We start from the raw sequence: 21,144 nt of genomic DNA on the forward strand, positions 1-21,144 counted from the left end.
AAATCGCCCGCGGTGTAATCACCGCGGGCGACCATTATTGCTGAATATGTCACCTGAAGGTGACGATCACAGATCGACGTCGAGGATCGCCATGGAGAAGTTGTACGAGCGGTCGCCGTCTTCGTCATCGATGTAGACGACGCCGAGAAACTCTTCGCCAAGATACACTTCGGCGGAATCGTCTTTGCGCGGACGCGCCTTGACAATCATCTTCTCGTTGAAGGTGCGCTTGAAATAGGCGTCGAGTTTTTTGATTTCGTCGGCTTTCACCAGTATTCTCCTGTGCGGTTCGGGTTGGCCGCTTTTGGCATGGGACAAAGGCCAAAGTAAAGTGAAAGCGGCGCATCATCCGTGTCTTCCACACGGACGAGCGCAATATTCACGACCTGTCAGATATCGGCCCCGATAACCTGGTCCATCAGACGCGAGGGTTCCGAACACCCTGCTTCTCCTACCACGCGCGCCGGCACGCCGGCCACGGTGGTCTTTGGCGGAACCGGTTTCAACACCACCGAACCGGCGGCAATGCGCGAGCAGCTGCCGATCTCGATATTGCCGAGGATTTTGGCGCCAGCGCCGATCATCACGCCATTGGCGATCTTCGGATGGCGATCTGCCCCCTCCTTGCCGGTACCACCAAGCGTCACGCCATGCAGGATGGAAACGTTGTCACCGATAACGGCGGTTTCACCAACCACCAGTCCGGTGGCATGGTCGAGGAAGATCCCCTTGCCGATGCGCGCGGCGGGGTTGATATCCGTCTGGAAGATGCTCGATGAGCGACTTTGCAGGTAAAACGCAAAATCCCGTCGGCCCTTCGCAAGCAGCCAGTGCGCGAGGCGATGGGTCTGGATGGCGTGGAAGCCCTTGAAATAAAGCAGCGGCTCCATGAAACGCGTGCAGGCCGGGTCGCGGTCGTAAACCGCCTGGATATCGACGCGCAGCACACTGCCCCATTCCGGCCAGTCATCCAGCATGTCCTGGAAGGTCTGGCGCAGAAGCACGGCCTGCATGTCGGGATGATCGAGGAGTTCGCAGATACGATAGATCACACATTCTTCGAGAGACCGGTGATTGAGGATCGTCGAATAAAGAAAGGCGGAAAGCAGCGGGTCCTGAGCTGCGGCGCTACGCGCTTCATGCAGCAGGCTGCCCCAGATCGGATCGACGATCGCCAGCTGTTCGGGCTGACGGGCCTCGGTACGTGCGACCATGAACGGTCTCCTCGTTTGCAGTGGTCGTTCTTTATACAGAAAAAGACGTGCATAAGAAATGGGATTCGAATGACGACTTTAAAGACGGCAAAGCTTCAGTTTTTCTTCATGCAGCATGAAAAACCGTTTCTTGCCGCCTGGAGCATTGCCGCACGGAAAACCGGGTTCCGCTTTCCCGGAAATGCTCCAGATCAAAGCGAGCGGTAAAATTCCAGCACCGCCGCCTTGAACACCCGGTCGCCAACGGCCAGCATATGGTCGCGACCGGGAATGTCGATTGCCCGCGCATGCGGCATGATCGCGGCAAGTTCCGCGCCCGATCCGGCAATATCGTCATTCGTTCCGACCGCAATCAATGTCGGCGCTTCGATCTTTGCCGCCTGTTCAGGCGTGACGAGAACCCGCGACGTTTCGATACAGGCGGCAAGCGCCAGCCGGTCGCTCTTCGTCTGGTCGGCAAAGGCCCGGAACATGCGGCCGCGCTCATGGGTGACGACATCGAGCGAGGGCGCAAGAAGCGCCTCGGCGATCGGATCCCAGTCGCCCACGCCTTCTACCATGCCGATGCCGAGCCCGCCGAAGACCAGCGAACGCACACGCTCCGGATGGGCCATGGCGAGGAAGGCCGAAATCCGCGCACCCATGGAGTAACCCATCACATGCGCTTCCGCGATGCCGAGATGATTGAGCAGCGCCACCGCGTCCCCGGCCATCACCGGCGGATAATAGGCTTCAGAATCGTGCGGCTTGTCGCTTGCGCCATGGCCGCGATTATCGATGGCGATCACCCGGTAACCCGCATCGCCCAGCGTCTTCAGCCAGCCGGGATGCACCCAGTTGACATTGGCGCTGGAGGCAAAGCCGTGGATCAGCAAAACCGGATCACCCGCCGGATCGCCCTCGTCGAAATAAGCAAGGCGCAGGCCGTCATGGGAAAAATCTGAAAATTGCGGCACGTTGAGATTCATCAAGGACATCCTTTTTGCCGGACCATATGGCAGGAAAGCACAAGATTGAACATATTTTCCTGACGATTTTTATGGAGATGCAATGCGTTTGAGGCTACATATCCGCAACGAAGAGCCGCTGCGCGACGATGGATTGCGGCTCGATAACGATATTGCATTTGGAGACGAACATGGCCGGGCATTCCATTCCCCACTTCCAGAACGATGGCGGACACAGCGTAATCGAGATCGGCGTCAAGGAATTCATGTGCACCGGCGCTTCCGTGCCTTACGATCACCCGCATATCTTCATCGACATGGGCGACGACAACGAGAAGGTCTGTTCCTACTGCTCCACCCTTTTCCGCTACAATCCGTCGCTGAAGGCCGAGCAGACCAATCCTCCGGGCTGCGTCTTCCATGTGAAGGCCGCCTGACCTCCACTTTTGCTGATCGGGCCGCATCATGCCCATAAAATCCGTAGCCATTGTCGGTGCCGGCATCGCCGGTCTCACCGCTGCCCTTTCCTTTGCCCGGCTCGGTATCGACTGTGACATCATCGAGCAGGCAGGCGAGCTGACGGAGGTCGGTGCCGGCCTGCAGCTCTCCCCCAACGCCGCCCGCATTCTCGCCGAACTCGGTGTGCTGCCCGAGATCGAGGCGCGCTGGACCGAACCGGTCAGCGTCGATCTCGCCTCCGGCAAGTCACTGGCCACGCTATTGTCGCTGCCAATGGGCGCGGTGGCCCGCACCCGCTGGGGCGCACCCTATGGCGTGCTGCATCGTTCGACGCTGCAAAGCGCACTTCTGAATGCGGTCAAGGATAATCCGCTCTGCCGGCTGCATCTCGGCAAGCGCATCGAAAACGCGACAGTCGATGTCATCGCCGCAACCACCTTTCGCGATCACGATCTGATCGTTGGTGCCGACGGCATCTGGTCGGCGGCCCGCTTTGCCGTGCCTTCCGCGCCGACAGCCACCTTTTCCGGCAATATCGCCTGGCGCTTCACCGTCAGCGAAAACGACGTTCCACCGGCCATCAATAAAAGCGCCGTCACGGCCTATCTCGGCTCGGGCGGCCATATCGTCGCCTATCCGCTGAAGGAAGTCGGCGGTTTCAACATCGTCGCAATCGCGCTTGGCGCCGATCCCGGCGCCACATGGCGGGCCGAATCGAGTGGACGGCAGAAAACCATGCTGCTCGAACAGTTTCGCGGCTGGAGCCCTGATCTGCTGCGGCTGCTGGAAAAGGCTGAGAACCCCACCTTCTGGCCGCTCTATCAGGCCGGCCCCGGACGCTGGCACAATGGCCGCGACACGGTACTGATCGGCGACGCGGCCCACGCCATGATGCCTTTCGCGGCACAGGGGGCGGCCATGGCAATAGAGGATGCATTTGAACTTGCGGGAACAATGGCAGGCAGCGGAGGTACAGCCTCCCTGCCCGTGCCGCAGGCCCTTGCCGCCTTTGAGGCTCTGCGCCTGCCGCGCATAGAAAAGGCCCGCAAGCGGGCCTCTCTCAATCGTTTTGCCTATCATGCAAAAGGCCCGGTTCGTATTGCCAGGGACTTCGTATTTTCCACACGTCCCTCAGAGGCCTTCCTTGGCGATTTCGACTGGCTCTATGGCTATCACGCAAAGGGCTGAGCAGTAGGGTCTGGGCACTGGAGCCTGACTAGACCCCAGCCGCGGCTGCGAAGCCGACTTCGAGGTCCTTTTTCAGATCGGCTATGTCTTCGAGCCCGATCTGCAGGCGGATGACCGGTCCCTCCGAAGGCCCCTTCGCAATGGTCCTGTCGATGAGCGACACCGAAACCGCAAGAGATTCGTATCCGCCCCAGGAATAACCAAGCCCGAAAAAGGCCAAGGCATCGAGGAAGGCCGACGCCGCCTGTTTGTATTTGCCCTCTTCCGCCTTCAAGACAAAGGAGAACACGCCGCTCGCGCCCTTGAAATCGCGCTTCCACATTTCATGGCCGGCAAAGCTCGGCAATGCCGGATGCAGAACACGCACGACATCGTCACGGCCTTCCAGCCACTGGGCAATATCCAGTGCGCTTTTCTGATGGTGTTCCAGCCTGATGCCCATGGTGCGCATGCCGCGCAGGATCTGGTAGGCATCATCGGAGGTAACGCAGATGCCGAGATTGGTGTTGGCCTGGTAAAGCGCTTTCCAGTGCTTTTCATTGGCCGAGACGAAGCCCATCAGCACATCGGAATGCCCTGAGGGATATTTGGTGGCGGCGTGAATGGAAATATCGACGCCGAAATCAAGCGGCTTGAAATAAAGCGGTGTCGCCCAGGTATTGTCCATCGTGACCACGCAGTCATGCCTGTGGGCGATCTCCGTGATCACCCGAACATCCTGAATCTCGAACGTGTTGGAACCCGGCGCTTCCAGATGCACGAGTTTCGTATTCGGCCGGATCAGTGCCTCGATGCCGGCCCCGATCGCGGGATCGTAATATTCGATCTCCACACCGAGCTTCTTCAGCATCGTGTTGCAGAAGCGGCGTGTGGGGAAATAGACGGAATCGACGACAAGCGCATGATCGCCCGCACCGAGATAGGCAAGGAATGGCACGGTGATCGCAGCAAGGCCCGACGGCACGAGGATAGTTCCGAAAGAACCTTCCAGCTCGTTGACGAGGTTGCACAGCGCGTCCGTCGTCGGCGTGCCATGGGTACCATAGGTGTATTTCTGGTTTTCAGTCGAAAGCGTTTCCGCGTCAGGAAAAAGCACGGTCGAGCCCCGTACGATGGGCGGATTGACGAAACCGAAACAGTCTGCGGGATCGTTGCCGCCATGGGTCAGGCGCGTATTCACACCTGCGGCGGAAAGCAGGTCATTTTTCTTGGTCATTTCAGATCAGCTTTCGAAGAATATTGACGCGTGCGACAATGCTGAGAGCCAGGGGCAAGGTCAAGCCCCGTAAGGCGACGCGGGATGGCTCGATTGATCCATCGCGAAACAGCATACAAGAAGTATACAAAAATCGTGCAAGTGCAAATTTCCGCAAAAATATGCTTATATTTTCACCCTTTGCACACTTCCCGACCAAAATTCCGAAAATTCCGTTTTATAGGCACAATTATCGCCGGCATGTCTTGACCCCGCTGCCAATTGCGATTGTGATAGAAAAAGCGGATCGAAAAGATCTCGCCGAGGGGGGAGCTGGGGTAAAACAAACATGCCGGTCCCCTTGCTATTGACGATAACAAACAAAGGTTGGGAAAAATGAAAAAGGCAATTCTGTCAGCCGCTATCGGCGCAGCAGTTTTGGGAGGAGCCTCGGTCGCTTCGGCTGCGACGCTTCAGGACGTGAAGGGAAAAGGTTTCGTCACCTGCGGCGTAAGCGCCGGCATTCCGGGATTTTCCAATCCCGATGACAAGGGCGAATGGTCCGGCATCGACGTGGACTATTGCCGTGGTATTGCCACAGCGGTTTTCGGTGACCCTTCCAAGGCGAAGTTTGTCGCTCTTTCGAGCAAGGACCGCTTTCCGGCTCTCCAGTCCGGCGAAGTCGACGTTCTGACCCGTAACACCACCTGGACGATCAGCCGCGACACGTCGCTCGGCTTCAACTTCCGTACCGTCAACTATTATGACGGCCAGGGCTTCATCGCCAAGAAGGGCCTCAACGTGAAGTCCGCGCTTGAGCTTTCCGGCGCCGCCGTCTGCGTTCAGACCGGCACGACCACCGAACTCAATCTCGCCGACTATTTCAAGACCAACAATCTGCAGTACAACCCGGTCGTCTTCGAAAAGGAAGCCGACGCAACCTCCGCTTATGATTCGGGCCGTTGCGACGTCTACACCACCGACCAGTCCGGTCTTTATGCCATCCGCCTGAAGCTGAAGAACCCGGACGACAACATCGTTCTTCCGGAAGTCATCTCCAAGGAGCCGCTTGGACCGGCCGTTCGCCAGGGTGACGACCAGTGGTTCGACATCGTGACCTGGGTTCACTACGCCATGGTCAATGCCGAAGAACTGGGCATCACCTCCAAGAACGTCGATGAGCAGAAGTCCAGCGCCAATCCGGATATCAAGCGTCTGCTCGGCACCGAAGAAGGCACCAAGATCGGTACCGACCTCGGCGTAACCAACGACTGGGCCTACAACATCGTCAAGCTGGTGGGTAACTACGGCGAAGTCTTCGACCGCAACGTCGGTGCGGGCTCGCCGCTGAAGATCGAGCGTGGCCAGAACGCGCTGTGGACCAAGGGCGGCCTGCAATACGCACCACCGGTCCGTTGATCGACCCCATCATCGGCTAGATCATGACAGGAGGCTGGGCAACACCCGGCCTCCATTTAAAATTATATAAATAAGCTCGCAAAGAGCATATAAAAGGGAAAGGTGCCTATGGCAGGCAACGCGGTCAGTTCGCAACGATCGCGCGCGCAAAGCGCGTCGTCACTTATCAACGATCCACGCATACGCGGAATTTTCTATCAGGTCCTGACAGTCGTCATCCTGACCGCCTTCGTCTGGATCATCGTGACGAATACGATCACCAATCTTCAACGGTCAAACATTTCATCCGGCTTCGGCTTCCTCAATGGACGCGCCGGTTTCGATATCGGCCAGTCGCTGATCGCTTATACCAGCGACGCGACCTATGGCCGGGCATTGCTCGTTGGTATTCTCAACACGCTTCAGGTTGCATTTTTCGGCATCATCGCTGCCTCGATCATCGGATTCCTAGTCGGTATCGCGCGCCTGTCCAACAACTGGCTCATCGCCAAGCTGGCGCAGGCCTATGTGGAAATCTTCCGCAACCTCCCGCCGCTGCTTGTTCTCTTCTTCTGGTACAAGGGGGTTATCTCCGTCCTGCCGCAGGCGCGCGATTCGCTGGAGCTTCCGCTCGGAAGCTACCTCAACAATCGCGGCTTCTTTTTTCCGAAGCCGCTTTGGGGAGACGGCACGTGGTTGATACCGCTTTCCTTCCTGGTCGCCATCGTCATCAGCTTTTTTGTCTATCGCTGGGCGAAGGCCAGACAGGAGCAGACCGGCAAGCAGTTTCGCACCGGGATCACCCTTACCATTCTCCTCATCGGCTTTCCTGCCGTGACATTTCTGGCGCTCGGCTCACCGCTGACATTCGACTTCCCGATTGCCGGGCGGTTCAACCTGTCGGGCGGCGCAGTCGTCGCACCTGAATTCATGTCGCTGTTTCTTGCGCTGTCCTTCTACACAGCCTCCTTCATCGCCGAAATCGTTCGCGGCGGCATCAAGGCCGTGGCGAAGGGCCAGACGGAAGCTGCGGAAGCACTGGGGCTGCGCTCCAGCACGACGACACGTCTGATCGTCGTGCCGCAGGCGATGCGCATCATCATCCCGCCGCTGACGAGCCAGTATCTCAACCTGACCAAAAACTCCTCGCTTGCGGTCGCGGTCGGCTTTGCCGATATCGTTTCCGTCGGCGGCACGATCCTCAACCAGACGGGTCAGGCAGTCGAAGTCGTCGCGATCTGGCTGGTCATCTATCTCTCGCTGTCCTTGCTCACGGCCGTGGTCATGAACTGGTTCAACGCGAAAATGGCGCTGGTGGAGAGATAATCGATGACATCAAGCAATCCCGCATTCGTGCGACACACCATCGAAGAGGCGAAACCCGCCCCTTCCAGCGCCGTTGGTTTCAGCCACTGGCTGCGCACCAAACTTTTCGCCACACCGAAGGACACCATTCTCACGGTTCTCGCCATCGCCTTTCTGGCATATATTCTGCCACCGGTGGTGAAGTGGCTGTTCATCGATGCGGTGTGGACCGGCAGCGATCGTATCGCCTGCCTTACCGCCTCGCAGGGCGGCGCGCTTCCGGACGGTCAATCCGGGGCATGCTGGGCGTTCGTCTCGGCCAAGCTCGGACAATTCGTCTTTGGCCGTTATCCGCTTGACGAGCGCTGGCGTCCTATCCTTGTGATGGTGACGTTCGCCATCCTGCTGATACCGATGCTCATCCCGAAAGCGCCGTTCAAGCGCCTCAACGCTCTGGTGCTGTTCATCATCCTGCCCTTCATTGCGTTTTTCCTGCTCATCGGCGGCGTCTTCGGCCTGCCGAAGGTAGAAACACAGCTCTGGGGCGGCCTGATGGTGACCCTCATCCTGTCATTCTTCGGAATAACGGTATCCCTGCCCTTCGGCATTCTTCTGGCGCTCGGCCGCCGGTCGAACATGCCGGTCATCAAGATGCTCTGCGTGCTCTTCATCGAAGTCATCAGAGGCATTCCGCTGATCACCGTGCTGTTCTTCGCCAGCATCATGCTGCCGCTGTTCCTGCCTGACGGCTGGACCTTCGACAAATTCCTGCGCGCACTGGTCGGTGTCTCGCTGTTCTCCTCGGCCTATATGGCGGAGGTGATCCGCGGCGGCCTGCAGGCCATTCCGAAGGGACAATATGAAGGGGCGGATTCGCTCGGGTTGAACTACTGGCAGAAAACACGGCTGATCGTGCTGCCGCAGGCGCTTAAGCTGGTCATCCCGGGCATCGTCAACACCTTCATCGGGCTTTTCAAGGACACGTCGCTGGTCTCGATCATCGGCATGTTCGACCTGCTCGGCATTGTCACACTCAACCAATCGGATGCGAACTGGGCGACACCCGTCACCGCCATGACTGGATATATTTTCGCAGGCTTCGTATTCTGGATATTCTGCTTCGGCATGTCGCGTTATTCGCTGTTCATGGAACGGCACCTCGACACCGGGCATAAACGATAAGGGACGCTCAAAATGGCAGAAAACCAAGCAAAAAAACTGGCCGTCTCGACAACGGACGTGGCAATCGAAATCATCGGCATGAACAAGTGGTATGGCGATTTCCACGTGCTGCGCGACATCAACCTGAAGGTGATGAAGGGCGAGCGCATCGTCATCGCCGGTCCTTCGGGATCGGGCAAATCGACCATGATCCGCTGCATCAACCGGCTGGAAGAACACCAGTCGGGCTCTATCCAGGTCGATGGCATCGAACTGACCAACGACCTGAAGAAGATCGATGAAGTCCGTCGTGAAGTTGGCATGGTGTTCCAGCACTTCAACCTCTTCCCGCATCTGACCATCCTCGAAAACTGCACGCTGGCGCCGATCTGGGTTCGCAAGATGCCGAAGAAGGAAGCGGAAGAAGTGGCGATGCACTATCTGAAGCGCGTCAAGATCCCCGAGCAGGCCCACAAATACCCGGGCCAGCTTTCCGGCGGCCAGCAGCAGCGCGTGGCGATTGCCCGCTCGCTGTGCATGAAGCCGAAGATCATGCTGTTCGACGAGCCGACCTCGGCGCTCGATCCGGAAATGGTGAAAGAAGTGCTCGACACCATGGTCGGCCTTGCCGAAGACGGCATGACGATGCTGTGCGTGACCCACGAAATGGGTTTCGCCCGCCAGGTCGCCAACCGCGTCATCTTCATGGATCAAGGCCAGATCGTCGAACAGAATTCGCCCGCCGAATTCTTCGACAATCCGCAGCACGAACGTACACGTCTGTTCCTCAGCCAGATTTTGCACTGAGACCTTTTACCATCAATGCATCATTCAACGGGGCCGTTTCGGCCCCGTTTTTTGTTGCAGGGTCAATGCGCCACACACCCCGTCATCCTCGCCCTTGAGGCGAGGATCCATGGGCGGCTGAAGAGTGGATCCCTCTCCTCAAGGGCAAGGATGACGGTAAACGTGTTCTCCCTCGTGACTGCGTCACCGTACTGTTCCAATCCAGCCAACAACCGCGCTGAGTCGTCATCTCGCGGCCTGCCTCCCGAGCGAAAGGCCTCGAAAGCAGCGATACTCAGACGCTTTAACCATTTGTTACGAAACAAGAATCCTTGTTTTCCAGGCATTGTGGCCGCCCATGTCATTTTTTTGTCAAATCATGCATTTTTCCGCTTGCAGACCTTCGGGAGCCTGACTATAAGGGCGCCACACCACAAGCGCACGCGCCCTTCGTCTATCGGTTAGGACGTCAGATTTTCATTCTGAAAAGAGGGGTTCGACTCCCCTAGGGCGTGCCACTTGCCTTCGTGTTACCCTCATCAAAAATATACAGATATCCTTCATGCCCGCGAATTTGCCGTGGGCAACCGATGCGTCGGAACCGATTCCCGATCGGCACGTTAGAATGCTGTCCCCCCGATGGAAGGCAAGCCGGGGGAAACGCCAACGGGCAGATCGACCGGCTTGCCTTTCCCCCACACCCGATGACAGCGCCTTTCCGATTCCCCCGGCAGAGATGCCAGCTAAGGGGATAAAAGCGGCGTCTCCGACCTCTTATGAGGCAAACTGGCAATACTCCCGCCAAGTGATAGGGGCGATATTTCAAGGCTTTGGCCAGATCATGCATGGTTTTCCACAGCCCTTCGGACTTCCTCAAAAAATCTCGTCCCGAAGCGAAAAAAATCAATTTTTCCGCTTGCGGACCAACGGGAGCCTGACTATAAGGGCGCCACACCACAAGCGCACGCGCCCTTCGTCTATCGGTTAGGACGTCAGATTTTCATTCTGAAAAGAGGGGTTCGACTCCCCTAGGGCGTGCCACTTGCTTCTCCTTAAAAATCAGCGCTCTGCATAAGAAACTTCACGTAGCACGTGAATGTGGTGACGATTGCCGTTTATAGCTCGTCCACCAGCTGTTCCCCGAAAATTCAGACAGATTGGCAACCCCGTCAGGGCGCGAAAGCCGCATCCAGAACGCGCAGCTGCACACGCCTCTGGCCCTGCCAGAGATCGGCACCCACGGTGCCTGCAACATGGATGGACCTGCCGCGCGCATTCAGCAGCATCTGCCCCAGAGGCGCCTCTGCGGCCCGGAATGCGATGCCCTCCAGCCGAGAGCCGTCCATGGCCTCGAGCGTGATCTTCACATGGGCGGTGCCGACGAGACGCACATCACGCAGGCGATGGGCCGGGACGGCAAAGATCGGCTGTGAGTGACCTGATCCATAAGGACCGGCGTGCTCCAGCTGGTCGACAAGCTGCAATGTCGCGCCCGACGCGCCGATGGCGCCGTCGATCTTCAGCACGCTGCTTTCCACCAGTTCGCTGACCGTCTTGACGGCTGCTTCTTCAAAGAACGTCCTGAGCTTGCCGAGATTGGCGCGCTCCACCGTCAGCCCGGCCGCCATGGCGTGACCGCCACCCTTGACCAGCAAACCCGCATCCACGGCGGCGCGCACCATGCGGCCCATATCGAAACCATTGATCGAACGGCCAGAACCGGTGCCCTTGCCGGAAGGATCGAAAGCGATGGCAAAGGCCGGACGACGGAAACGATCCTTCAGCCGCGATGCAAGCAGGCCAACAATACCCGGATGCCAGTTTTCCCGGGCGGTAACGATGACACCGGCGCCAGACCCGTCACCATATTCAAACAGCGCTTCCGCCTCGGCTTCCGCCAGCATCACCGCTTCCATCGCCTGCCGCTCACGGTTCAGCTCGTCCAGCCGTTCCGCGATCACTTCCGCCTGCGAAGGGTCCTCTATGGTCAGCAGACGGCTGCCGAGAGCGGCATCGCCGATGCGGCCGCCGGCATTGATGCGCGGCCCGATCAGGAAACCGAAATGATAGGGCGTGACAGGTCCGCCCAATCCAGCCTTCTTGAACAGAGCGGCAAGCCCGGCATTGTTCATATGGCGCGCGGCAATCAGTCCCTTCACCACATAGGCGCGGTTCAGTCCCTTCAGCGGCACCACATCGCATACCGTGGCAAGGGCGACGATATCGAGCAGCGACAGCAGATCGAGCGTGAAGGCCTGCCTGTTGCGTCGGTCCTTCAGCAGCCGCAGCGTGGCGACCAGCACGAGAAACACCACGCCGGCGGCGCACAGATGCCCCTGCCCTGACAGATCGTCTTCCCGGTTGGGATTGACCAGTGCGACAGCCGGCGGCAGTTCCGAACCCACCTGGTGGTGATCGATGACGACCACATCCGTTCCCGCATCCCTGGCGGCCTGCAGCGATTCATGGCTGGTGGAACCGCAATCGACCGTCACGATCAGGGTCGCGCCGTTGGCGGCAAGCTGCTGCATCGCCGCCGGGTTCGGCCCGTAGCCTTCGAAAATACGGTCGGGAATATAGATCTCCGGTGTCAGCCCGAAATGCGCGAAAAACCGGTACATCAAGGCGGAAGAAGCAGCTCCGTCGACATCATAGTCGCCGAAGATCGCCACCTTCTCGCCGGTCTCGATGGCGCGCACCAGCCGCTCGGCCGCCTTTTCGCAATCGGTCAACATATGCGGATCGGGCATCAGCGAACGGATGGTCGGATCAAGAAAAGCCAGCGCATCATCCACGCCTACTCCGCGTCCGGCCAGCACGCGGGCAATCAGCTCGGGAATGGCATGAATCTGGGACATGGCCAACGCGCGGTTCTGTCCGGCCTGATCCAGCCGTGATACCCAGCGCTGCTCTGTCGCCGACCGCTCCACGCTCAAAAATGCGCGGGCCACGGTGTCGGCCGGCTCCATCATTGCCATCCTGTCCATTCGTCCTGTCATGCGCGTATATCGGCGCTTTAATGCTTAGAACGGGCTAAATGGCGATGGCGCGTTTTTCAAGCAAAAACGCTTGTTCCGGCTTTCACACTGCAAATATCGAGAAAAACGGGCTGACGATTGATACCGCACCGACCAGCAGCAGCAGCGAGAACACGGCAAGCGAACACCAGTTGCGCTCGTGTTCGGCCATATCGAATTCCATGCTGCGAATATTGTCGTTGGCAGTGTGAGGCCGTGCCCGATGATGGGCGACCGGAACGTCTGCACGCTTATTGTCCTTGAACAGGATGATCGATGTCACGGCCACGCCTCCCTCGCTTGGTGAACAGGATTAACCATAGGGCCGAATCGTGTCGCATTCCAGCGGTTCAGCAGCCGTTTTCTAAAATTTTATGACGGCTGAAAGCCGGTGTTTCGGGGGCGTTTTTTACACCCTCACCAAGGTCTCCCCATGACAAAAAAGACCGCGCTTCCATGTGGAGGCGCGGTCGTCAATTTCAGAAAAATCGTGGACTATCTCAGGTCCGCTCGATGCGGATGACCTGCGGTTCGCTGACCAGATATTTCTCGTTCTTGATCGCCTTCACGGCCTTGCGGATCGCATCTTCCATCGTCGCATGGGTCACGAGGATGATTGTCTGCGGCGCGCCTTCCACATGCACGCGCTGGCGCTGCACGATGGATTCCAGCGAGATGTTATTGTCAGCCATACGGCCGGCGATGGAGGCGAAGACACCGGCCTGGTCCTTCACCGTCAGACGGATGAAATAACCGCCCTCATGGCTCTTCATCTTGGCGCGGCGATAATCGGCCAGCGATTTTGCCGGACGGCCGAGAACCGGCACCTGCTGGGCGCCGGGGCGGCTCTTGGCAATATCGGCGATGTCACCCAGCACGGCCGACGCCGTGGCGTTGCCGCCGGCACCCGGACCGACCATCAGCAGCTCACCGAGAATATCGGATTCGATCGCCACCGCATTGGTGACGCCATCGACCTGCGCGATGACGGAATCGAGCGGCACCATGGTTGGATGCACCCGCTGTTCGATACCGGATTCGGTCACCTGCGCCACGCCGAGAAGCTTGATGCGATAACCGAGTTCGGCCGCCGCCTGAATATCCTCGCTCGAAATATTGGTGATGCCTTCGAGATAGATGTCATCGGCCGAAATCTTGCTGCCGAAGGCAAGCGTCGTCAAAATGGCGAGCTTGTGGGCGGTGTCGTTGCCCTCAATATCGAAAGCCGGATCGGCTTCGGCGTAACCGAGCCGCTGTGCTTCCTTCAGACAGGCCTCGAAGGACAGCCCTTCCTTCTCCATCTTGGTGAGGATGTAGTTGCAGGTGCCGTTCATGATGCCGTAGATGCGCGACACATGGTTGCCGGTGAGAGACTCGCGCAGCGCCTTGATGACGGGAATACCGCCGGCCACGGCCGCTTCGAAATTGAGAAGCGCGCCCTTGTCTTCGGCAATGGTCGCAAGTTCCACGCCATGCTTGGCCAGCAGTGCCTTGTTGGCTGTCACCACGTGGAGACCACGTGCAAGTGCGGCTCGCACTGCATTTTCCGCCTGGCCGGAAGCGCCACCGACCAGTTCGACGAACACGTCGATATCGGCTTCGCTCGCCATCTGCTCCGGCGTGTCGAACCAGGTAATACCCTTGAGATCGATGCCGCGGTCGCGCGAACGGTCGCGCGCGCTCACCGCAATAATCTCAATCGCGCGTCCGCAGGTAATCGCAAGTTCGTTGCTTCTCTGCTGGAGGATGCGCACGAGCGAAGCGCCGACAGTGCCGAGCCCCGCTATGCCGATTCTCAATGAATCTGCCATGGGTATGTTCCTGATTTGCTGGTGATGGTGGCGGCCGAGGCCCGGCCGCCTTCGGTTGCCCTTATCTGTGGGCGTTAAGCGAAACGACATTGTGCATCGTTTCGTCTGCGCTCGACAGGAAACGCTTCAGATTGCGCGCTGCCTGACGAATTCGATGCTCGTTTTCCACGAGCGCAAGGCGGACGTAATCATCGCCCATCTCGCCAAAGCCGATGCCGGGAGCAACGGCAATATCAGCCTTCTCGACCAGAAGCTTGGAGAATTCCAGGCTGCCGAGATGGCGGAATTTTTCCGGGATTTTAGCCCAGGCGAACATCGTCGCCGCCGGTGGTGGAACCTCGAAACCGGCCTTGCCGAAGGTGTCGACCATGACATCGCGGCGGCGGCGATAAACGCTGCGCACTTCAGCGATGTCGGAACCGTCGCCGTTGAGGGCATGGGTGGCCGCAACCTGGATCGGCGTGAAGGCGCCGTAATCGAGATAGGACTTCACGCGGGTCAGGGCCGCGATCAGCCGCTCGTTGCCAACGGCAAAGCCCATGCGCCAGCCGGGCATGGAGAAGGTCTTCGACATGGAGGTGAATTCCACCGCAACGTCGATTGCGCCGGGAACCTCAAGAACCGAAGGCGGCGGGTTGTTGTCGTCGAAATAGATTTCCGAATAGGCAAGGTCGGAGAGCACGATGATCTCGTGTTTCTTCGCAAAGGCGATGACGTCCTTGTAGAAATCCAGCGAAGCCACATGTGCCGTCGGGTTCGACGGATAGTTGATGATCAGTGCCAGCGGCTTGGGAATGGAGTGGCGCACCGCACGCTCCAGTGGCCCGAAGAAGCTCTCATCCGGCTCGACATTCATCGAGCGGATAACGCCGCCCGCCATCAGGAAGCCGAAGGCATGGATCGGATAGGTAGGGTTCGGACACAGGATCACGTCACCCGGTGCCGTGATGGCCTGCGCCATATTGGCGAAGCCTTCCTTGGAGCCGAGCGTGGCAACAACCTGGGTATCGGGGTTCAGCTTCACGCCGAAACGACGGGCATAATAGGCGGCCTGCGCGCGGCGAAGACCGGGAATGCCCTTGGACGAGGAGTAACGATGGGTGCGCGGGTCCTGAACGACTTCGCAAAGCTTGTCGACGATCGCCTTGGGGGTCGGAAGGTCGGGATTGCCCATGCCGAGATCGATGATATCGGCCCCGGCCGCTCGCGCGCTCGCTTTCAAACGGTTGACCTGTTCGAAGACGTATTGCGGCAGACGCCGGACCTTATGAAACTCTTCCATCACTTTCCTCATGGGAATGGACCGGTTCTGCCGGCCCATAACGAAGGTTCGTTTTTTGTTTTTAAACGCCGCCGACACGAACCGATCCGGCAGGCGTTATTCATAGTAGCGCAAAGCACGGGAAAACCTACAAGGCTTTTCTCGGCTCACACGCCACCGCGGTCATCCGCCTGTGCTTCGGCACAGCCTTTTCGGCCCCTTTGGCAAGGCGGATCGCGCAATAGGATCAAGGAACTTGCATAACGCCAGATTCTTGGAAAATGCAAGGCAAGCCATGCTCAAGAACGGCCATTCCTGTCGTTCAGCCGCGCTCACCCGTCACAATTGCCGCACGGATGACCGAAAGCACGCGCTCCGGCTTGATATCCGTGCACACAAGCTGGCTTGGATGCCCGTCCCAGTCACCCGGCGGGAAGGCACGTCCGTCAGGCTTCTGAATGGTCTGGCCGTCAGCAAGGCCGCCACAGACGACGCGCACCGGGCCGCTGCGGGTCTCGAAAAGCTCAGGCGCGACGAGATAGACGCAGGCGCAGCTGTCATGCACCACCATGCCGTCGCCGGTGCGGGTCTTGTAGAAATCAATGTAGAATTGCGACAGGTCGGACAAGAGCTGCACCGGCTTGCCGCCGGCCTTTGCCATCTCAGCCATGAAGGCGCTGGTCATTACCGTTTTCGTCGTTACGTCGAGACCAACGACGACGACGCGCCAGGGTGCCGTGAAGACGAGATCGGCCGCCTCCGGATCGCCGTGAATATTGGCCTCGGCCGCCGGCGACACATTGCCGTTCATGTCGAAGGCGCCGCCCATGACGATGACTTCCTTCACCAGCGCCGCAAAATCCGGCTCTTCGCGCAGCGCAAGCGCCAGATTGGTCATGCGGCCGACGGCAATCAGCGTCACCTCACCCGGATTGGCCTTCACCGTCTCGATGATGAAACGATGTGCCGGACGGGGATCGAGCGGCAGATCAATGGTCTCTGGAATGTCGATATCGCCGAGACCGTTTTCTCCGTGGATGAAGGTCGGCCAGTGGCCTTCCTTGCGGGCGGGATCGAACGTTACACCGGCACCCTTGGCAACCGGCGCTGTCATCTGCCATTCCCGCTTCAGGAACAGCGCATTGCGTGTGGTAATATCGATGGGGGCATTACCGAAAACCGTGGTGACGCCGATCAGATCGATATCGGGATGGCGATGCAGGAACAGCAGCGCCATGGCGTCATCTACACCGGGATCCGTATCGAAAATCACTTTATGCATAATGCCCTCATCCGTATGTCCTGAGCGTCATCGGCCCCTATTGCCGACGCGCCACGGAAACATACCCATAAGCGGCAACACCGCAATCCCCCTGCCCGTCGCAGATCGGAGAGAAAAATATTGCGCGGCGTTGTTTTCGGTGAAAGAAGGGGCTCTCTCCCTTCCGCCTGCCCGGACATCCCAAGTGCAAGACATCGCTCTCAACGTTTTCGTCGTTCTTTTCTGCGTCGCCATCTTTGCCGGATTTATCGATTCCATTGCCGGTGGCGGTGGGCTCATCACCATTCCGGCCATGCTGATCATGGGCATTGCACCGCTCGACACACTTGGCACCAACAAGCTGCAGGCGCAGTTCGGTTCGGCCTCCGCCACCCTTGCTTACGCCAGACGCGGCCACGTCAATCTGAAAGAGCAATTACCGATGGGGTTGATGGCCATGGCCGGCGGAATGCTGGGGGCCGTTACCGCCGCTTTCGTGCCGGCCGATCTGCTGCGCACCATCATGCCGTTCCTGCTGATCGCCATCGCGCTTTATTTCGCCTTTAAACCGCAGCTCAGCGATATCGACAGCCATCGTCGCATCACCCCCTTCGTCTTCGGCCTTACGGTCGCGCCGCTGGTGGGCTTTTATGACGGGGTTTTCGGTCCCGGCGCGGGTTCGTTTTACATGCTGGCCTTCGTGGCGCTTGCCGGCTTCGGCATGTTGAAGGCAACCGCCCATACCAAACTTCTGAACCTCGGCTCGAATTTCGGCGGTTTCATCGTCTTCGCCATTGGCGGCGCGGTTCTGTGGAAACTCGGGCTCGCCATGGGTCTCGGCCAATTCGTCGGCGCGCAGATCGGCTCACGTTTCGCGATGAAAAACGGCGCGAAGATCATCCGCCCGCTTCTGGTGCTTTCGTGTCTGGCAATGGCAACGAAGCTTCTTGTCGATGCATCATCCGCCTGGTCCATCGCCACGATCTGGGAAACCATCTTCCCGACGTAAGCCTCAGGCGAAACGCTCCGTTGAACACGGAAACGCGGATAAAATTATCCGCTGGTTCACCCGGTGGCGCGACCGCGCCTGCGATCGGCGATTTCCCTGATGACCACCATGGCGCCGACAAGCTTGTAGCTGGAGGAGTAGCACGGTGACATTTCAAGCGACTTCACGATCGTCTGTCCGTCGTGATCTTCGGCATAGGTATATTTCGAGGTACCGCCCTTGAAACAATTGTCGAGCCGTTCCCGCAGGTCGTTCTGGAAACGGTGCACCCCGACGAGCTCGGCGATATGGCACCCCATAAGCCCGTCCGGCCTGTTGTGCGGAAACGCATCCAGCCCGTTCGCGAAGGACACGCGGTAGCCGGGCGAAACCACCATCACGGGTTCGTCGAGGTCGTTCAGCATATCCTCGTCGAGGATCAGATGGCGGTGATGCCACTCCAGACTGTCCTGGTCCTCGTCGCCGATGACTTTCGCCTTGAGCGGCATGCCGACATAACGATCGACAAGCGTTCGCAAAAGCTCGGAATTGCGCTGCACGCAACCGAGGTCTTCCGCCTCATGGTTGAGGAGATCGATGGCGAAACGGAACTGCTCGCGAATATCCTCGGAACTGCCGGTCTGACGCCCGATGACCCGGTCGAGCAGCTGCTCCAGTTCACGCTCCAGTACCGCAATCTTGTCGGTCTCGTTCTTACCAACGGCAGATTGCAGTTCCGTGTAACGCAGCCAGAACAGCTCAATCAAATCTTTCAACCCAACTCTCCCTGAACGGGCAAACACCCCGCTCCCAATCCAAAAGGATAGACCCTATATCCCTCAATCATAACGTCTGCGCGCTTAAAAATGACGTAACGAAACACAGAAACGCCGCAGGGATTATTGTTCAAAATATCACAGCCGCCGCTATTTTTTCAATTTCGATAATCCATGAACGAGAAATGAGGTTCCACTAATATGAAAAAATATCAAAACGCACAAATTCGCAGCCTGATTTTGTAAAAATCAGGCGCAATCGAACCCGGCGGCAAATACCTCAGATCTGGTGCTTTACGTCCCAGCGGTCGTGATACCACAACCATTGTCCGGGATATTCGCGCACCCAGCTTTCCACCTTGTCGTTCAAAAGCTGCGCCGTCGCCTGAATGTCGACATTACCTTTTTCATCGCGTGGAATCTCGACCTTCGGTTCGATCTCCAGCCGGTAACGATTATCCGGCAGACGCACGCAGCGGGCGGGATAAACATCGCAGTTGAACTGCCGCACAAGTTTGGCCAGCAGCGGATTGGTGCGAACCTCAAGACCGAAGAACCTGGTCGTCAGCCCCTTGCTGAACTTCTGGTCAACAAGAACGCCGACACCGCCGCCCCTTTCCAGCTGCCGCGCCAGCGCGAAGGACGAGCCGGCATGCGACGGCACGAGATTGCCCATGCGCTCCTTGCGGAAATTGAACACCTTGTCGGCGACATAAGGATTGTTGGGCGGACGGAACAGCACCGTCACGTCAAGACCAAAGGCAGAACTCGCCACCGGCAGCAACTCGAAATTACCGCTATGGGCGGTAAAGACGATGAAGGGTCGCGGATTGTCGCGCAGCTCAAGGAATGTCGGAATGCCCTCGACCTGAATGCGGCCGGGCTCGTTCTTCTCTGGATCGAAATCGAACAACCGGTCGAGAAACACATATTCCGCCGCAAGCCGACCCATATTGGCCCAGCTGTCCATGGCGATCGCCAGCCGCTCTTCCTCGGACTTTTCCGGAAAGGCACGGGCCAGATTGTAGAGCATCAGCTTGTGGCGGCCGGTTTTCGGCCCCACGAAGCGCGCCAGCCGGTCGGCGGCGCGAATGCCCGCATCGGCAGGGAAAAGCTTCAGCAGGTTGAGAAGGCCGAAGGCGAATGTCGCAATCAGCCACTGCCGGAAGTGGTCCAGTTTAAGGACGATCCGCGTCAGGAACAGCTTCACGTTGGTCAGTCCATCCGCAGAACGATCTTGCCGAACACCTGGCGCGTTTCCATGCGCTCCAGTGCCCGGTCGATATCATCGAAGGTCACTTCGGTGTCGATGACGGGATGAACGATGCCGCGCGCCATCTTCTGCATGGCATTGGCCATGTTTTCCATGCGGCAGCCGAAGGAGCCGAGCAGCTTCAGCTGCTGCTGGAACAGCATCATCAGGTTGATGTCGGTGGACACGCCCGAGGTGGAGCCGCAGGTGACGAGGCGGCCGCCGCGCTTCAGCGAGAACATCGAGGCCACGAACGTATCTTTGCCAACATGTTCGAACACCACGTCGACACCCTTCTTTTTCGTCAGCTTGCGCACGACGCCTTCGAAACGGTCGGTACGATAATTGATGACGTGATCGGCGCCGAGCGCCTTTGCCCGCTCGATCTTGTCATCGGAGCCGACTGTCGTGATGACGGTGCAGCCCATCTTCTTGGCAAGCTGGATCGCCGCCGTGCCGATGCCGGAACCGCCGGCATGAACAAGGATTGTTTCGCCCGGCTCAAGCTTGGCATTGTCGAACAGCATGTGCTCGACCGTGCCGAAGGTCACCGGCGCAAGTGCCGCAGCGACGGCGTCAATGCCATGCGGTGCCGGCACGAGCTGGCGGGCGGGAATATTGATCTTTTCCTGCGCAAAACCGTCGAGATGGAAACCGTGTACGCCCTGGACGTGTTCGCACAAATTGTCACGGCCTTCGCGGCAGGGCTTGCACAGCCCGCAGGTGCGCGCGCCATAAACCGCAACGAGCTGACCAGGCAGCACATTCGAAACGCCCGGGCCGATGGCCTCGACCACACCCGAAGCCTCGGCACCAATGGTGAGCGGCATCTTGCGCTTGGCGAAAGCCATGCCGCGCCAGCCCCACACGTCGATGTGGTTGAGCGCCACGGCCTTGACGCGCAGCGTCACCTCGCCCGGGCCCGGTGCATCCGGTTCAGGCAGGTCCACTTTTTCGAGCTTCCGGTCGTCCACGAGTTGAAGAGCGCGCATATTTCAGTCCTTCGCCCGAGGGCGTTTATCTAAAGGGCTATTCCAGCAAACCTCTGTAACGGTTTTGCGGCCGGAATGCGTAATCAAAGAAGCGAGAGCGTTTCCAGAGTTCTGTTCAGGTCCGGAAACGCTT

The 21,144-nt window shown here is 58.6% G+C and carries 19 protein-coding genes and 2 tRNA genes; 9 read left to right on the forward strand and 12 right to left on the reverse strand.

Annotation, left to right across the window (positions count from 1 at the left end; translation table 11 throughout):
- Positions 1 to 66: 66 nt before the first annotated feature.
- The 3 genes from EXN68_RS04720 to EXN68_RS04730 all read right to left on the reverse strand — a co-directional run bounded on the left by EXN68_RS04720 (position 67) and on the right by EXN68_RS04730 (position 2,182).
- On the reverse strand, positions 67 to 270 hold the full coding sequence (locus EXN68_RS04720) for a DUF3126 family protein (protein ID WP_003502851.1): 204 nt from the start codon (positions 268 to 270) through the stop codon (positions 67 to 69).
- 119 nt (positions 271 to 389) lie between these two features.
- On the reverse strand, positions 390 to 1,214 hold the full coding sequence (gene cysE, locus EXN68_RS04725; protein WP_046800091.1) for a serine O-acetyltransferase: 825 nt from the start codon (positions 1,212 to 1,214) through the stop codon (positions 390 to 392).
- 191 nt (positions 1,215 to 1,405) lie between these two features.
- On the reverse strand, positions 1,406 to 2,182 hold the full coding sequence (locus tag EXN68_RS04730; RefSeq protein WP_142839812.1) for an alpha/beta fold hydrolase: 777 nt from the start codon (positions 2,180 to 2,182) through the stop codon (positions 1,406 to 1,408).
- A gap of 170 nt (positions 2,183 to 2,352) precedes the next feature.
- Between EXN68_RS04730 and EXN68_RS04735 the strand changes: the two genes are divergently transcribed.
- Both EXN68_RS04735 and EXN68_RS04740 read left to right on the forward strand, forming a co-directional pair.
- Entirely contained in the window at positions 2,353 to 2,598 is a 246-nt protein-coding gene (locus EXN68_RS04735) for a zinc-finger domain-containing protein (protein ID WP_046800090.1), read from the forward strand.
- A 28-nt stretch (positions 2,599 to 2,626) separates the two neighbouring features.
- Positions 2,627 to 3,808 (forward strand): FAD-dependent monooxygenase, encoded by a 1,182-nt coding sequence (locus EXN68_RS04740; RefSeq protein ID WP_142839813.1) that lies wholly within the window; start codon positions 2,627 to 2,629, stop codon positions 3,806 to 3,808.
- Between the two features lie 28 nt (positions 3,809 to 3,836).
- Here the strand turns inward: EXN68_RS04740 and EXN68_RS04745 are convergent, their stop codons facing one another.
- Positions 3,837 to 5,024: a cystathionine beta-lyase gene (locus tag EXN68_RS04745; RefSeq protein WP_142839814.1), complete on the reverse strand. Its 1,188-nt coding sequence runs from the start codon at positions 5,022 to 5,024 to the stop codon at positions 3,837 to 3,839.
- Positions 5,025 to 5,399: 375 nt separating this feature from the next.
- On the opposite strand from EXN68_RS04745, the gene EXN68_RS04750 reads away from it, so the two are divergent.
- From EXN68_RS04750 to EXN68_RS04780, 6 genes are all read left to right on the forward strand, one after another.
- Positions 5,400 to 6,422: an amino acid ABC transporter substrate-binding protein gene (locus tag EXN68_RS04750; RefSeq protein ID WP_161991193.1), complete on the forward strand. Its 1,023-nt coding sequence runs from the start codon at positions 5,400 to 5,402 to the stop codon at positions 6,420 to 6,422.
- A gap of 108 nt (positions 6,423 to 6,530) precedes the next feature.
- Entirely contained in the window at positions 6,531 to 7,727 is a 1,197-nt protein-coding gene (locus tag EXN68_RS04755; RefSeq protein ID WP_142839815.1) for an amino acid ABC transporter permease, read from the forward strand.
- 3 nt (positions 7,728 to 7,730) lie between these two features.
- Positions 7,731 to 8,888 (forward strand): amino acid ABC transporter permease, encoded by a 1,158-nt coding sequence (locus EXN68_RS04760; RefSeq protein ID WP_142839816.1) that lies wholly within the window; start codon positions 7,731 to 7,733, stop codon positions 8,886 to 8,888.
- A 12-nt stretch (positions 8,889 to 8,900) separates the two neighbouring features.
- A complete protein-coding gene (locus EXN68_RS04765) occupies positions 8,901 to 9,674 on the forward strand; it encodes an amino acid ABC transporter ATP-binding protein (protein ID WP_142839817.1) in 774 nt (257 codons plus the stop codon).
- 422 nt (positions 9,675 to 10,096) lie between these two features.
- Positions 10,097 to 10,171: transfer RNA gene (locus EXN68_RS04770), tRNA-Glu, on the forward strand.
- Positions 10,172 to 10,619: 448 nt separating this feature from the next.
- Positions 10,620 to 10,694: transfer RNA gene (locus EXN68_RS04780), tRNA-Glu, on the forward strand.
- A 128-nt stretch (positions 10,695 to 10,822) separates the two neighbouring features.
- Here EXN68_RS04780 and recJ read toward each other — a convergent pair.
- The 5 genes from recJ to EXN68_RS04805 all read right to left on the reverse strand — a co-directional run bounded on the left by recJ (position 10,823) and on the right by EXN68_RS04805 (position 17,024).
- Positions 10,823 to 12,631 carry a single-stranded-DNA-specific exonuclease RecJ gene (gene recJ / locus EXN68_RS04785; RefSeq protein WP_142839973.1) on the reverse strand — a complete coding sequence of 603 codons (1,809 nt, stop codon included), beginning with the start codon at positions 12,629 to 12,631 and terminating at the stop codon, positions 10,823 to 10,825.
- Positions 12,632 to 12,734: 103 nt separating this feature from the next.
- Positions 12,735 to 12,959: a hypothetical protein gene (locus tag EXN68_RS27360; RefSeq protein WP_046800083.1), complete on the reverse strand. Its 225-nt coding sequence runs from the start codon at positions 12,957 to 12,959 to the stop codon at positions 12,735 to 12,737.
- A 211-nt stretch (positions 12,960 to 13,170) separates the two neighbouring features.
- On the reverse strand, positions 13,171 to 14,481 hold the full coding sequence (locus EXN68_RS04795) for a homoserine dehydrogenase (RefSeq protein ID WP_142839818.1): 1,311 nt from the start codon (positions 14,479 to 14,481) through the stop codon (positions 13,171 to 13,173).
- Positions 14,482 to 14,542: 61 nt separating this feature from the next.
- Complete coding sequence (locus tag EXN68_RS04800; protein ID WP_046800081.1) at positions 14,543 to 15,763, reverse strand: LL-diaminopimelate aminotransferase; 1,221 nt, start codon at positions 15,761 to 15,763, stop codon at positions 14,543 to 14,545.
- A 301-nt stretch (positions 15,764 to 16,064) separates the two neighbouring features.
- Positions 16,065 to 17,024, reverse strand: coding sequence for a nucleoside hydrolase (locus tag EXN68_RS04805; RefSeq protein ID WP_142839819.1), 960 nt, complete (start codon positions 17,022 to 17,024; stop codon positions 16,065 to 16,067).
- A gap of 184 nt (positions 17,025 to 17,208) precedes the next feature.
- Between EXN68_RS04805 and EXN68_RS04810 the strand changes: the two genes are divergently transcribed.
- The gene (locus tag EXN68_RS04810; RefSeq protein WP_142839820.1) at positions 17,209 to 18,012 is read left to right on the forward strand and encodes a TSUP family transporter; all 804 of its coding nucleotides are present in this window, start codon (positions 17,209 to 17,211) and stop codon (positions 18,010 to 18,012) included.
- A gap of 56 nt (positions 18,013 to 18,068) precedes the next feature.
- On the opposite strand, the gene EXN68_RS04815 is transcribed toward EXN68_RS04810, so the two are convergent.
- The 3 genes from EXN68_RS04815 to EXN68_RS04825 form a co-directional block, all read right to left on the reverse strand.
- A complete protein-coding gene (locus tag EXN68_RS04815; RefSeq protein WP_142839821.1) occupies positions 18,069 to 18,767 on the reverse strand; it encodes a nitrogen regulation protein NR(II) in 699 nt (232 codons plus the stop codon).
- 280 nt (positions 18,768 to 19,047) lie between these two features.
- The gene (locus EXN68_RS04820) at positions 19,048 to 19,977 is read right to left on the reverse strand and encodes a lipid A biosynthesis lauroyl acyltransferase (RefSeq protein WP_161991194.1); all 930 of its coding nucleotides are present in this window, start codon (positions 19,975 to 19,977) and stop codon (positions 19,048 to 19,050) included.
- Between the two features lie 5 nt (positions 19,978 to 19,982).
- Positions 19,983 to 21,011, reverse strand: coding sequence for a zinc-binding dehydrogenase (locus tag EXN68_RS04825; protein ID WP_035242478.1), 1,029 nt, complete (start codon positions 21,009 to 21,011; stop codon positions 19,983 to 19,985).
- Between the last annotated feature and the right edge of the window lie 133 nt (positions 21,012 to 21,144).

It is taken from the genome of Martinezella rhizogenes (assembly GCF_007002745.1).
GTDB lineage: Bacteria > Pseudomonadota > Alphaproteobacteria > Rhizobiales > Rhizobiaceae > Agrobacterium > Agrobacterium cucumeris.

Excerpts from the sequence above, each read along its gene's own strand:
- cysE (WP_046800091.1), bottom strand. The coding sequence starts at position 1,214 with ATGGTCGCACGTACCGAGGCCCGTCAGCCCGAACAGCTGGCGATCGTC.
- EXN68_RS04730 (WP_142839812.1), bottom strand. The coding sequence starts at position 2,182 with ATGAATCTCAACGTGCCGCAATTTTCAGATTTTTCCCATGACGGCCTG.
- EXN68_RS04735 (WP_046800090.1), top strand. The coding sequence starts at position 2,353 with ATGGCCGGGCATTCCATTCCCCACTTCCAGAACGATGGCGGACACAGC.
- EXN68_RS04740 (WP_142839813.1), top strand. The coding sequence starts at position 2,627 with ATGCCCATAAAATCCGTAGCCATTGTCGGTGCCGGCATCGCCGGTCTC.
- EXN68_RS04745 (WP_142839814.1), bottom strand. The coding sequence starts at position 5,024 with ATGACCAAGAAAAATGACCTGCTTTCCGCCGCAGGTGTGAATACGCGC.
- EXN68_RS04750 (WP_161991193.1), top strand. The coding sequence starts at position 5,400 with ATGAAAAAGGCAATTCTGTCAGCCGCTATCGGCGCAGCAGTTTTGGGA.
- EXN68_RS04755 (WP_142839815.1), top strand. The coding sequence starts at position 6,531 with ATGGCAGGCAACGCGGTCAGTTCGCAACGATCGCGCGCGCAAAGCGCG.
- EXN68_RS04760 (WP_142839816.1), top strand. The coding sequence starts at position 7,731 with ATGACATCAAGCAATCCCGCATTCGTGCGACACACCATCGAAGAGGCG.
- EXN68_RS04765 (WP_142839817.1), top strand. The coding sequence starts at position 8,901 with ATGGCAGAAAACCAAGCAAAAAAACTGGCCGTCTCGACAACGGACGTG.
- recJ (WP_142839973.1), bottom strand. The coding sequence starts at position 12,631 with ATGGCAATGATGGAGCCGGCCGACACCGTGGCCCGCGCATTTTTGAGC.
- EXN68_RS04795 (WP_142839818.1), bottom strand. The coding sequence starts at position 14,481 with ATGGCAGATTCATTGAGAATCGGCATAGCGGGGCTCGGCACTGTCGGC.
- EXN68_RS04800 (WP_046800081.1), bottom strand. The coding sequence starts at position 15,763 with ATGGAAGAGTTTCATAAGGTCCGGCGTCTGCCGCAATACGTCTTCGAA.
- EXN68_RS04805 (WP_142839819.1), bottom strand. The coding sequence starts at position 17,024 with ATGCATAAAGTGATTTTCGATACGGATCCCGGTGTAGATGACGCCATG.
- EXN68_RS04825 (WP_035242478.1), bottom strand. The coding sequence starts at position 21,011 with ATGCGCGCTCTTCAACTCGTGGACGACCGGAAGCTCGAAAAAGTGGAC.